This is a genomic window from Labrenzia sp. OB1, assembly GCF_001624695.1.
Taxonomy (GTDB): Bacteria; Pseudomonadota; Alphaproteobacteria; order Rhizobiales; family Stappiaceae; genus Roseibium.
The window spans coordinates 110,815-122,996 of the sequence record NZ_JSEP01000006.1 but is presented as its reverse complement, the minus strand read 5'-3'; the positions used below and the strand labels follow the sequence as shown (position 1 = coordinate 122,996).

At 61.1% G+C, this 12,182-nt stretch carries 10 protein-coding genes; 8 read left to right on the top strand and 2 right to left on the bottom strand.

Going from position 1 to position 12,182, the window contains the following annotated elements; genetic code table 11:
* Nucleotides 1-67 precede the first annotated feature (67 nt).
* From cydD to cydX, 5 genes are all read left to right on the top strand, one after another.
* Nucleotides 68-1,837, top strand: a complete 1,770-nt coding sequence (gene cydD, locus OA90_RS10065; RefSeq protein WP_068410194.1) for a thiol reductant ABC exporter subunit CydD — start codon at nucleotides 68-70, stop codon at nucleotides 1,835-1,837.
* Nucleotides 1,834-3,504, top strand: coding sequence for an ATP-binding cassette domain-containing protein (locus OA90_RS10060; protein WP_068410191.1), 1,671 nt, complete (start codon nucleotides 1,834-1,836; stop codon nucleotides 3,502-3,504). The genes cydD and OA90_RS10060 overlap by 4 nt, the downstream gene beginning before the upstream one ends.
* A gap of 265 nt (nucleotides 3,505-3,769) precedes the next feature.
* A complete protein-coding gene (locus OA90_RS10055) occupies nucleotides 3,770-5,374 on the top strand; it encodes a cytochrome ubiquinol oxidase subunit I (RefSeq protein ID WP_068410663.1) in 1,605 nt (534 codons plus the stop codon).
* A gap of 5 nt (nucleotides 5,375-5,379) precedes the next feature.
* On the top strand, nucleotides 5,380-6,537 hold the full coding sequence (gene cydB / locus OA90_RS10050; RefSeq protein WP_068410188.1) for a cytochrome d ubiquinol oxidase subunit II: 1,158 nt from the start codon (nucleotides 5,380-5,382) through the stop codon (nucleotides 6,535-6,537).
* 12 nt (nucleotides 6,538-6,549) lie between these two features.
* On the top strand, nucleotides 6,550-6,669 hold the full coding sequence (cydX, locus tag OA90_RS10045; protein ID WP_068410185.1) for a cytochrome bd-I oxidase subunit CydX: 120 nt from the start codon (nucleotides 6,550-6,552) through the stop codon (nucleotides 6,667-6,669).
* Between the two features lie 139 nt (nucleotides 6,670-6,808).
* Here cydX and OA90_RS10040 read toward each other — a convergent pair whose 3' ends face one another.
* Nucleotides 6,809-7,351 carry a peroxiredoxin gene (locus OA90_RS10040; protein WP_068410182.1) on the bottom strand — a complete coding sequence of 181 codons (543 nt, stop codon included), beginning with the start codon at nucleotides 7,349-7,351 and terminating at the stop codon, nucleotides 6,809-6,811.
* A gap of 437 nt (nucleotides 7,352-7,788) precedes the next feature.
* On the opposite strand from OA90_RS10040, the gene OA90_RS10035 reads away from it, so the two are divergent.
* The 3 genes from OA90_RS10035 to OA90_RS10025 are packed head-to-tail and all read left to right on the top strand — an operon-like array spanning nucleotide 7,789 to nucleotide 10,902.
* Entirely contained in the window at nucleotides 7,789-8,265 is a 477-nt protein-coding gene (locus OA90_RS10035) for a TRAP transporter small permease subunit (protein ID WP_208986063.1), read from the top strand.
* The gene (locus OA90_RS10030; RefSeq protein ID WP_068410180.1) at nucleotides 8,262-9,818 is read left to right on the top strand and encodes a TRAP transporter large permease subunit; all 1,557 of its coding nucleotides are present in this window, start codon (nucleotides 8,262-8,264) and stop codon (nucleotides 9,816-9,818) included. The genes OA90_RS10035 and OA90_RS10030 overlap by 4 nt, the downstream gene beginning before the upstream one ends.
* A gap of 19 nt (nucleotides 9,819-9,837) precedes the next feature.
* Nucleotides 9,838-10,902 (top strand): substrate-binding domain-containing protein, encoded by a 1,065-nt coding sequence (locus OA90_RS10025; protein ID WP_068410177.1) that lies wholly within the window; start codon nucleotides 9,838-9,840, stop codon nucleotides 10,900-10,902.
* 57 nt (nucleotides 10,903-10,959) lie between these two features.
* Here the strand turns inward: OA90_RS10025 and OA90_RS10020 are convergent, their stop codons facing one another.
* Nucleotides 10,960-12,021: an AbrB family transcriptional regulator gene (locus tag OA90_RS10020; protein ID WP_199823660.1), complete on the bottom strand. Its 1,062-nt coding sequence runs from the start codon at nucleotides 12,019-12,021 to the stop codon at nucleotides 10,960-10,962.
* Between the last annotated feature and the right edge of the window lie 161 nt (nucleotides 12,022-12,182).

Genomic DNA, 12,182 nt, shown 5'->3' with positions numbered 1-12,182 from the left:
GGAGCGCGACATCACATTTCCGATGTTACAGAGATTGACTTCAGATCCGGCAGGAGCGGGAGAACCGGTGCAGCGGCAGGCACATGCCGCCATCGGTCAGCCGCTCGAAGGGGAGGGGCATGGCCTGCGCCGGACCGGCTATCTGCTCGGTGTGTCCGATCTGTTGTGGATCCCGCAAGCCGGGCTGATCTCTATTGCTCTTGGTGAAATGCTTGCGGGTCTTTCCGGCGCCGGAGCGGCCGGCCCTCATTCGGCATCGGTTTCCGGCCAGTTGTTCCTCATTGTTGCGGCCATGGTCTGCCTCGCGTTGCTCAGGGCGTTCCTGCAAAACCGGGCATTGAACGGTGCCCGCCGCATTGCGCGCAAGATCCAGAGCCGGGCGAGGGAGCACATTCTACAGGTGGCGGTGGAACGGTCCCCCTGCGCGGATTTCCCGGCGTCGGGCGCCTTCGCGGCGCGGATCACCGAGCAGGTGGATCTTCTGGGACCCTATTACCGCAATTATCTTCCCCAGGTCATGCGCCTGAAACTGGTGCCGCTTGCGATCGTTCTTGTCACCGCCTGGTTCAGCTGGCTGGCTGCGCTGATACTCCTGATTTGTGGTCCGTTGATCCCCGTATTCATGGCCCTGATAGGGATGCGGGCCAAAGCAGCAAGCGCGGCGCAGCAGGAAGAACTGACCCGGTTGAGCGGCATGCTTCTGGACCGGATACGCGGATTGGAAACGCTGATCCTGTTCGGCGCGGCAGATCGCACCGAAGACGATATCCGCACCGCCGGAGAGCGGTTCCGGCTGGGAACCATGCGGGTTCTCAAGATCGCCTTCCTGTCCTCCACCGTCCTGGAGCTGTTTTCCGCACTCGGCATCGCGTTTTGCGCTGTCTATGTCGGGTTTTCTCTGCTGGGCGACATTGAATTCGGCACCTGGGGTGCTCCGCTGACCTATTCGGCCGGGTTGTTTGTCCTGCTGCTGGCACCGGATTTTTTTGCGCCGCTCAGGGCCTATGCCGCAGCCTATCACGACCGCGCCGCCGGTCTCGCAGCGCTGGAAAAACTGGCCGCACTGGTTGAGGAAATCGGACCGGGCAGTCCGCAGCAGCCTGAGTGCGTCTTCCGGGACAACCCGGCCACGGTCGCCAGCAAAGTTCTCTCCTCGCCGCCATCGATCCGCTTTTCGGATGTGACGCTCTGTCTGGCGGGACGGCGGATTTTCGCGAATATGGATCTTGAAGTCGCGCCGGAAGAAACGGTTTTCCTCGCGGGACCGAGCGGCAGCGGCAAGACGACCCTGCTGGATTGCCTGCTCGGGTTTCATATGCCCTCTGACGGGGAAGTCCGGATCGGCGGACAGAGCGTACGGCGGGTTGCCGCTCCCTTGCGCCGAAATGTAATCTGGATCAGCCAGTCGCCGCGTCTCTTCCATGGCAGCCTGAAAGCCAATCTGCTCAAGGGAGTGGAGAGCGGTGCGCCAGCAAGCGAAGACGACCTTTGGCAGGCATTGCGTCTGGCCGGCGCGGAGGATCTTGTCAGGCGTCTTCCGCTCGGGCTTGCCACGCCGTTGGGAGAGGACGGGTTCGGCCTGTCTGTCGGCGAAATCCGCCGCGTGGCGCTGGCGCGTGCCGCAATGCGCCGTAACGCAACACTGGTCCTTGCCGACGAACCGACTGCGGGTCTCGACGACGACACGGCCGCGGACGTCATCCGGGGCCTGAAGACCCTCACGGCCGGGCGCACCTCCCTGATCGCGTCCCATGATCCGTCTGTCCTCGAAATGCCGGGCCGGACCATTGATCTTGCGGATCTGGTGTCCGGGGTAAGGGAAGGGGCGATTCCATGAAAGCCGTCTGGCAGATCGTTTCCTCCCAGTATCGTCATGACCGGTTCCACTTCTGGATTGGCATTCTCACCGCCATCCTGCCCGCTGTTGCCGGTATCCTGCTGCTCGGGGTCTCCGGATGGTTCATCACAGCTGCGGCGCTGGCGGGTCTGAGCGGGGCGTTCCTGAACATATTCGCGCCGAGTGCGCTCATTCGCGCGCTCGCCATCATCAGAACCGCGGGAAGATACGGCGAACGGGTGGTAACGCACGACGCCACATTCCGGTTCCTCACCGCGTTGCGCAATCAGCTCTTCGCCGCCTTCGTGGCAAGCAGGGACCGCCACCGCCGTTCGGCTGTTCTCCTCAACCGCCTGACTCTGGACATCACCGCGCTGGACACGGTCTATCTGCGGATCGTTGTGCCGGTCCTTCTGTGTGTTTTCACCGCCGCCGGTCTCCTGTGCGTCTGGCTTGTCATTTCCCCACCGGTGTTCCTGACCGGGGCCGTGTTTCTGTGCGCCTGGGCCGGTCTCGCCTGGGTGTCGGTTGCCCGGGCGGACGGAAAGGTCGCGCGGCGGGCGGACGCCGCCTCGGACGCTATCAGGCTGCGGGCCGCCGATCTGGTCGCGGGCCGCCGCGACCTTGCCATCTACGGCGGTCTCGACGCCGCAGCAGCGCCGATCCTGTCCGCCGATAACCGGTTGACGGTGGCCGAGGATGTGGAGGAGCGCCGGGCAACCCGGTTGATCTGTCTGTCGGGCCTTGTCGGCCAGACCTTTCTTGCCGTCTCCCTCGCGGTGGCTATCGTGGGAGTGGCGCAAGCCGCGTTCAGCCCCGCACTTGCGGTCGGACTGGTTCTGGTCGTCGTGGCATTGCCTGAACTGTTTTCCATGGCCCTGCCGGGCCTGGCCAGACTTCCGCGAACAGCATTGGCGGCCAAAAGGGTCTCGGCTCTTCAATCCGTTCCTGCCGCGCAGCCGTGCGGTGCGCAACCGCCCGCGGTCTGGCGGCCGGGCGACACGCCTCCGGTACTTGGCTTCGAGGCAGTGACTTTCCGGTATCCGGGAGCAGCGCGGAATGTTCTCGAGACGCTGTCCTTTGACATCGGCAAGGCGGAAGTGGTCGCGATTGCCGGCCGCAGCGGGTGCGGCAAAAGCACCGTTGCGGCCATTGCCTCGCGCATGCTGGAGCCACGCACCGGTCACGTCTTTCTGGCCGGGCAGGACCTTCACGCATACGAAGAAGAGGCGCTTCGCCGGTCGATCACGGTACTCGGTCAACGGGCATATCTGTTCAATGACACAGTCACGGCCAATCTGCGCATCGCAAATGCGGAGGCGACCGAGGCTGACCTTTGGGCCGCGCTGGAGCATGCTGCGCTGGCCGACAGGATTGCGGAAAGCCCGCTGGGCCTTGGCACGGTTCTGGGCGAGGGCGGGCTCGGCCTTTCAGGCGGCGAACAGCGGCGGCTGGCGCTCGCACGGGCCTTTTTGACCCGGCCGCAACTTTTTATTCTCGATGAGATGACCGAAGGGCTCGACAGCGAAACGTCCTGCGACGTCCTGTCCCGGTTTCTGAAATTCAGAGGCAGCGCATCCGTTCTGATGATCGCTCACAAGCGGCTTGAACTCGAGGCGGCAGGCCGGGTCCTGCATCTGCCTGAACCCGGACAGGAAGGCCGGTGAGCAAGGACAGCTTCGCGCGGGTTCCTGGGTTGGACACCATCTGTCGCATTGACCTTGCCCGGTCACTGGGTCACGATCCCGGGCGTGGAGAGCGATAGTACAAGGTCCTGACTTTACCCGGTTAATTTCTTTGGCCAACCTGGACACACTGGTCTGGAGACTGGTTCGACCGTACACTTCAAACCTGCATCGTATATGAGCCTTCACGCCTTGGATGCAAATGCATCGCACTCAGGTCGATTATGACTTGAAAAGGGGAAAAATGATGGAATTCGACGTTGTCGACCTGTCCCGGCTGCAATTTGCCATGACGGCGCTTTACCATTTCCTGTTCGTGCCGCTGACCATCGGGCTTTCCATTCTGCTGGCGATCATGGAAACGGTCTATGTGATGACCGGCCGAGAGATCTGGAAGCGCATGGTCAAGTTCTGGGGCACGCTCTTCGGGATCAATTTCGTCCTGGGTGTCGCCACAGGCCTCACCATGGAGTTCCAGTTCGGAATGAACTGGGCCTACTTCAGCCAGTATGTCGGCGACGTCTTCGGCGCCCCGCTTGCGATTGAAGGCCTGATGGCGTTTTTCATGGAGGCGACCTTCGTCGGCCTGTTCTTCTTCGGATGGGACAAGCTCTCCAGACGCCAGCATCTTGCCGTGACCTGGGCTGTTGCAATCGCGACAAACTTCTCCGCGCTGTGGATCCTGATCGCCAACGGCTGGATGCAGCATCCGGTTGGCTCCATCTTCAATCCGGACACGATGCGCATGGAAGTCTCCAGTTTCTATGACGTCCTGTTCAATCCTGTTGCGCAGGCCAAATTCGTCCACACCGTCTCCGCGGGCTACATCACGGCTGCCATGTTCATGCTGGGTATATCCGCCTGGTACATGTTGCAGGGTCGGCATCTTCGGATCGCCAAGCGCTCCATGGCGATTGCCTCCGCCTTTGGCTTCGCTTCGGCTCTGTCCGTCGTCGTTCTTGGCGATGAAAGCGGCTATGAAGCCAACCTGAACCAGCAGATGAAACTCGCCACCATCGAGGCGATGTGGGAGACCGAACCCGCTCCGGCGGCGTTCAACGTCGTTGCCTGGCCGGACATGGAAGGGCGCGACAATCTCTTCGCGATCGAGGTCCCGTATGTGATGGGTCTGATTGCCACCCGCTCTCTCGACACGGTGATCCCCGGCATCAAGGATCTTGTAGAGCGCTCGAAGGATCGCATCAGGCAAGGAGCCATCGCCTGGGACGCCTTGCAGACAATCCGCAATGACCCGCAAGGCGTCGGAGAGGATGTGCGCGCGACCTTCGCCAGGAATTCGGACTCTCTCGGCTATGGCTATCTTCTGTTGCCCTACACCGACAATCCGATGGAAGCGACCGCCGAGCAGATCGATGCCGCGGCATGGTCGACGGTGCCGAATGTCCTGCCGATGTTCTACGCATTCCGGATCATGGTCGCTTGTGGCTTCTTCTTCATCCTGATCACGGCGGTCTTCTTCTATTACTCCTCCTCTGGGCAGCTCGATAAGCTTCGGGAAAAGCGCCGCTGGCTGCTGCACATTGCGGTCTGGTCGATCCCGCTTCCCTGGATCGCCTGCGAGATGGGCTGGTTCGTCGCCGAATACGGTCGCCAACCTTGGATCATCGAGAGCATGCTGCCGACGGCCGTCGGGGTATCGAGCCTCAGCGTGACGGAGGTCCTGCTGACGCTGGCCGGGTTCGTGGCGCTCTACAGCGTCCTTCTGGTGATCGAGATCACCCTGATGATCAAATACATCGGAATCGGCCCGGATGAAGACGAGACGGCGGACGATGCGCGGGAAACGTCCGCGCGTCCGCTCGCCGGCCCAGCCCCAGTTCCAGCGGAGTAAGACACATGGTTCTTTACGAATTGATCGACTACTCGACGCTAAAGATGATCTGGTGGCTGCTTCTGGGTGTGCTGCTGATCGGATTTGCGGTCACCGACGGTTTCGACATGGGGGTTGGAACCCTTCTGCCCTTCATTGCCGGAACCGACATAGAACGGCGTGTCGTCATCAACACCATCGGCGCCACCTGGGAAGGCAATCAGGTTTGGTTCATCCTTGCCGGCGGAGCCATCTTCGCCGCCTGGCCGCCGCTTTACGCAATCAGCTTTTCCGGATTTTACCTCGCCATGTTCGTGGTGCTTGCAGCCATGATCCTGCGGCCGGTGGCCTTCAAATACAGATCCAAGCGACCGGACCCTGCCTGGCGCAATGCCTGGGACTGGGCTCTCTTCACCGGATCCTTCGTCCCGGCGCTGGTCTTCGGCGTCGCGGTGGGCAATGTCCTGTTGGGTGTGCCCTACAAACTCGATACCGACCTGCGCATGACCTATGACGGCTCGTTCTTCGGTTTGTTTTCGCTCTTCTCCCTGCTGTGCGGTTTGCTGTCCGTGTCGATGCTGGTCATGCATGGCTCGGTCTGGCTGGTCATGCGGGCGAGCGGCGATATCGCCCGCCGGGCGCGCCGCGCCGGCACGGTCGCCGCCGGTTTTGGCATCCTGCTCTTCGCGCTTGGCGGATATCTGGTCTCTACCGGGTTTGTCGAGGGCTTCCGCATCACGTCCGAGGTCAACCCCAACATGGTTGCCAACCCGCTTGCCAAACAGGTGGTGACCGAAGGCGGTGCCTGGATGCGCAACTACGCGGCACACCCGATCCTCTGGCTGGCGCCGGGAATCGGCTTCCTCGGCCTTGTCGGCACGCTGCTGCTGCTGCAGACGCGCCTGGAAATGCTGGTCTTCGCGTTCTCCAAATCGGCGGTCTTCGGGATCATCGCCACCGTCGGCGTCTCCATGTTCCCCTTCATCCTGCCATCCTCGATTCAGCCGGAGGCCAGCCTGACGGTGTGGGACGCGTCCTCCACCCACCGGACCCTGTTCAACATGCTGGTGGCGACGGCGATCTTCCTGCCGATCATCCTTGTCTACACCGCGTGGGTCTACAAGGTGCTCTGGGGCAAGGTCGATGAGGAAACCATCGAACGCGACAATCATACAGCTTACTGAGGAGACGAACGAATGTGGTATTTTGCCTGGGCGCTCGGCATGCCTCTTGCGTGCTCTATGGCGATCATGAACGCCATGTGGCTGGAAATGCGTTCCGATGACGCCCGGAGACGAAATGAGAGCGATCTCTGAACGCATTACCCGATAACAACGATACGTCCGGTTACGCATAAAGGAAGCCCCGAACAAATTGTCCGGGGCTTCTTTTTTCCGCGGTATGTGAAGCGACAGCGAGGAAGCTTCTCTTCCGCAAGGCCTGCGGAAAGCCTTGTCAGGCGGCCACGATCTTTGCAGCGCGCAGCTTTTCAAGGATGTTCTGCGGTGAAGAAACGCCATAGGGGTCGCTTTCGCAGTTGTCCGAGAATCCTTCTTCTTCAAACCACTGCTCGACGAGGCCGTCATTGACGACAGCACCGTAGCGCCAGGAGCGCATCCCGAAACCGAGATTGTCCTTCGCGACCAGCATGCCCATCTTGCGGGTAAACTCGCCGGAACCGTCCGGGATCACCTTGACGTTCTCGATGCCCTGGGCCTTAGACCAAGCGTTCATGACGAAAGCGTCATTCACCGAAATACAGTAGATCTCGTCGACACCTTCCGACCGGAACTCCTCATGAAGCTTTTCGAAATCCGGAAGCTGAAAGTTGGAGCAGGTCGGTGTGAAGGCGCCGGGCAGCGAAAAGAGCACGACCTTCTTGCCCTTGAAATAGTCGTCCGAGGTCTGGTCTTCCCAGCGGAACGGGTTCGGACCTTCAATGGCATCGTCGCGAACGCGCGTGCGGAAGGTAACGAAGGGGACTTTTTTGCCAAGCATTCGGAAACTCCTTGGAGAGGAAAGATGAAAAGGACATTCAGGACGCTTGAACGCGCCTTTGCCGCGGGAGGAACAGCGGGTCGGGCCCTGGCACCCTGAAGCCCAAAAGCAGTTTTTCGCCTACCGTATTTGTTGCAGTGCCGCAATCCATTTTGCGATGCAATCGAACAATATCGACAGGCAACGGTCGCGGTTGTCCGGACCTGGCCGGCCACACCGGCGGAGATCTGTCCGCTCCGCTTTTCAGGAACGCTGCGCCGGTGAAGACAGGAAATCCGATTGTCCCGCGTGCATTCCGGTGAAACCCCGCATGAATTCGGGCAAATCATTGTATACACGCGTGATTCTGGCGACTAAGTTGAACAGCTTCCGGGCTGGTGTCACGTGATCTGGCCTCGGGATCGAAGGGCCGGAATTTTGCGCGAGACAGGTTTTTTATGCGGAATGTGATTGTGATCGTGCGGTCGATTTGCATGGGGCTGGCCGTCATCGTCTTTCTCGGGCAACTGGCCATGGTGCTGATGCGCTATCTACTGGGTGTCGGTTTTCTGGAAATCCAGGATGCGGTCAACTACGCGTTCGCGGCGCTCGTTGCCTTGTCCGTCGCCGTCACCTTCGATGCGGACAGGCATGTGCGTGTGGATGTCCTGCGCCAGAGATGGAGCACGCTCACCAACCGGCGGGTCGACTGGCTTGGCGATCTCCTGCTTGCGCTTCCGGTTTTCGCTATCATGGCGTGGTCGGCATTCCCTCTGGTGCGCAGTTCCTGGACCATTCTCGAAGGCTCGCCGGAAACCGGGGGGCTGCCGGGGCTGTTCATCGTCAAGACCTGTCTTCTGATCCTGCCGTTGCTGATTGTCCTGATCGTTTTTCTCCGCTTTGCCGGTCTCATGCGGCGGACTGCTGCAAGATGAACCCGGATCTTCTCTGGCTCGCAATCCTGGCTTTTGCCGTCTTCGGCGCGATTCTCACAGGTGTTCCGGTCCTTCTGGCGATCGCCGGGGCGCCGACGCTGGTTGCGCTGCTTGCGGCCTCGGCGGGACATTTCGATCTGGTCTTCTTTCAGGCGGTGCCTCAGCGGGTCTACGGGGTGATGACCAACCCGCTGTTGCTTGCCGTACCGCTTTTCGTGCTCATGGGCCTGCTGCTGGAGAAATCCGGCCAGGCCGAGCGCATGTTGAAGAGCCTGACGGCTGCCCTCGGTGGCAACCAGTCGGCGCTGGCGCTGTCCGTGGTGCTCGTCAGTGCGCTGATTGCCGCCTCTACCGGCATCATCGGCGCGACAATCGTCATGCTGGGCACCATCATGCTGCCGGCGCTTTTGTCGGCAGGCGTGAACAAGCACATGAGCAGCGGACTGATCTGCGCCAGCGGCACGCTCGGGCAGATCATTCCCCCGTCGATCGTGCTGATCCTTCTCGGAGATCAGGTTTCCAACGCCTATTTCGAAGCGCAGCAGGAAGCCGGGAACTTCGCGCCGGATCCGGTGACCGTCGGCGACCTGTTCGCAGGAGCGCTTGTTCCCGGAATGCTGCTGGTGGCCTTCTATGCGGCCTATGTGGTCCTGAAGCTGCGGACCTCGTCCTCGCGTGGCCGGCCGGCTCCAGTCCGCACCAAAATTACCGCCGCTCGACTGGCTATGAACATCGCCCCGACGCTTGGGCTTATCGTGGCCGTGCTCGGCAGTATCCTGCTGGGTATCGCAACACCGACAGAGGCCGCCAGCGTCGGTGTGGCAGGGGCCATCCTGATCGCGGCTGCGGTCCGGGGCCGTTCCGGTCTGCGCATCGCTGCAGCCTGCGCGGCGCTCGCCGTTGTGCTTCTGGGACTGCGTCAGGCCGGAGTGTTCGGGTTGGAATTTTCCGGTGGAAGCATCAACTGGTCGCTTATGACAGTCTTTTCTGTTTCGCTGACGGCATGTGCCTTCGCGCTGCTGCTCGGCGCAATAGGGTCGCTTCTGCGCGGCGGTGTGCTTCTGCCGGCGCTGCGCGAAACCGTCACGATCACCGGCATGATCTTCGGCATCGTGATCGCCGCCGGTATCCTGTCGCTGGTCTTCCGCGGTTTCGACGGCGACGAGCATGTCGCCGAACTGCTGCAATCGCTGCCCGGCGGGGCCTACGGCATGCTGTTGCTGACGATGCTGGTGATCTTCCTGCTCGGGTTCATCCTGGAGTTCGTGGAGATCATTTTCATTGTCGTTCCCATCGTCGGGCCGATCATCCTGCAAACGGATATCAGCCCAGTCTGGTTCGCGGTGCTGATCGCGCTCAATCTGCAAACATCGTTCTTGACACCACCGTTCGGTTTCGCGCTCTTCTATTACAGGTCTGTAGCGCCTGCGGAAATCAGGACGTCGGACATCTATGTCGCGGTCATTCCGTTTGTCGCAATTCAACTGCTGGCACTGGCACTTGTCGCCGCTTTTCCGGCGCTTTCAACCTGGTTGCCCGCCATTCTGTTCTGATCAATCTGGGAGAGAATCCATGAAAAGACGTGATTTCCTGAAGGCGGGGGCCGTTGCCGCACCCGCAACCATGCTTGCGGCGCCTGCAATCGCCCAGGGCAAGGTCGAATGGAAGCTGCCGACGTCCTTTCCGGCAAAAGCGCCGGGTGTCGGCACCAACGTCACAGCCTTCGCCGACCGGGTGGCCGCCATGTCCGATGGCCAGCTGACCTTCAAGGTCTATTCGGGCGGCGAACTCGTTCCTCCGTTCGGCGTGGAGGATGCGGTAGAGCAGGGGACGGCGGAAATAGGCCACTCCACGCCCTATTACGCTGCGTCGAAAAACTCGGCACTGCATTTCTTTTCCGCCGTCCCCTTCGGCATGACCGCCGAAGAAACCACCGCCTGGCTGCGGTATGGCGGAGGTCAGGACCTCTGGAACAGCATCTACGCCGAACGCGGTCTGGTACCCTTCTACTCCGGCAACTCCGGTGTTCAGGCGGCCGGCTGGTTCAAGAAGCCGATTGAAAGCCTGAACGATCTTGCCGGGCTGAACATGCGCATCGCCGGTCTTGGCGGGGAGGCGATGCGCAAGCTGGGCGTTAACGCCGTGCTGCTGCCGCCTCCGGAAATCTTCCCGGCGTTCCAGTCCGGCGCCATCGATGCGGCCGAGTGGGTCGGACCGATGCTGGATCAGGCTTTCGGCCTGCAGAAGGTCGCCGAATATTGCTACGTCCCGGCCTTCCACGAGCCTTCGGCGGGTCTTGAGATCGTCGTCAACAAGGATGCGTATGACAGCCTGGCGCCGCATCTTCAGGCGATTATCGCCAACGCCGCCGAGGCCGCATCGGTGGAAACGACGGCCCAGTTCGATTATTACAACGCAGTCGCCATGCGGAAGCTGAAATCGGAAGGCACCACCTTTGCGGCCTTCCCGGAAGACGTGACGGCAGCGCTCAAGACTGCCGTTTCCGAGGTCATGGCGGAGAATGCCGCCGCCAATCCGTCATTCGCCGAAGTTCAGAAAAGCTACGATGCGTTTCTCGATCTTTCCAGGGACTATGCGGTTCTTATGAAAGCGGCAACCTACACCCAGCGGGTCTAGCGAAGCGAGTGAAGTTCACCGGCTCAGGCCTTTGTTGGCCTGAGCCGCGTGCCACTCTCATTCGCCGGCCTCCGGTTGCTTTATGGGGGGCTTCCGGCGGTGGGTCAGACGGGTGATCCAGCCGAGATTGGGCATGATCAGAAAGATGCGGGTCAACTGCATGGCGGTGACCATCGCCACGTCCTGTCCGAGAACCCCGGCCGTCAGCGCCATCTCGGTCACGCCGCCGGGAGCGATCCCCATCAGCACCGTGGCGAAAGGCGCCCCGAAAAGCCAGGACAGGGCCTTCGCGCCGAGGATACAGGCGACCAGTAGCAGCGTCGATGACAGCAGGATCTGCCCGATAAGCCGGTTGCGCTGCTCCAGCAGTTCGGGGCGAAAACTCGACCCGAGCCAGGTGCCCAGGACAATCTGCGCGGCGGCAAGCAGAGGCGCGGGAATATCGTAGGCAGGAAAGTCCAGCGCCGAAAGCGCGGCGATCAGGAAAAGCGGACCCAGAAAAAACGGATTGGCGAATTTCAGGACACGGAAGATCACCGGTCCGAGAAGTGCCCCCGCGAGGGTAACTGCGATCCCGGCCAGGCCGTCCCGCCTGGGGAGAACCTCTGACAACACGCCCTGTTCGTCGCTGCCAAGGTGAAGCAGGAACGGAATAACCGCGACGACCAGCGCGATACGGGCCGTCTGAGCCAGAACGATCGGACCATGAGGGACGCCAAAACGTTCGGCCAGAACGCTGGCCTCCACCGGGGAGGTCGGGACGACCGCAAGGAGCGCCGAGACCGGATCGGTGCCGTAGATCCGTCTCTGGATCTGCGCCACGAGCATCGCTGCAAGCAGCACAAAGAGGCCGACGGAGATCAGCAGGGGAGCGGTGCGAAGCAGTGAGTGCAGCGCTTCGGGCGTGAAATGCGACCCGACGAAGGTCGCGACAACGATCTGTCCGAAGGGGCGGGTGCGGGTCGAGACCCGGACTGTCGACAGGCCCGTCGCCGTCAGAACGGCCGTCGCGAACAGTGGGCCGATCATCCAGGGCAGCGGTGCGTTGATCTGGGAAAACAGAAAACCGGCGCAAGTGGCGAGGAGATAGAGCATCGGTAGCGCCAGTTTGGAGCCCATGTCGATAGTCCCTTGTTGCGCGGCGCTCGGGCAGCGAAAGCAGTTCAAATGATAGCTGAATTTCATCTACAGTATAATATGCTATAAAAATGATTCAATTGATCATGTGAAGATCTGCATCTGCCGGATTGTCCTTCCTGGTGAGATGACCTTTCCACTAA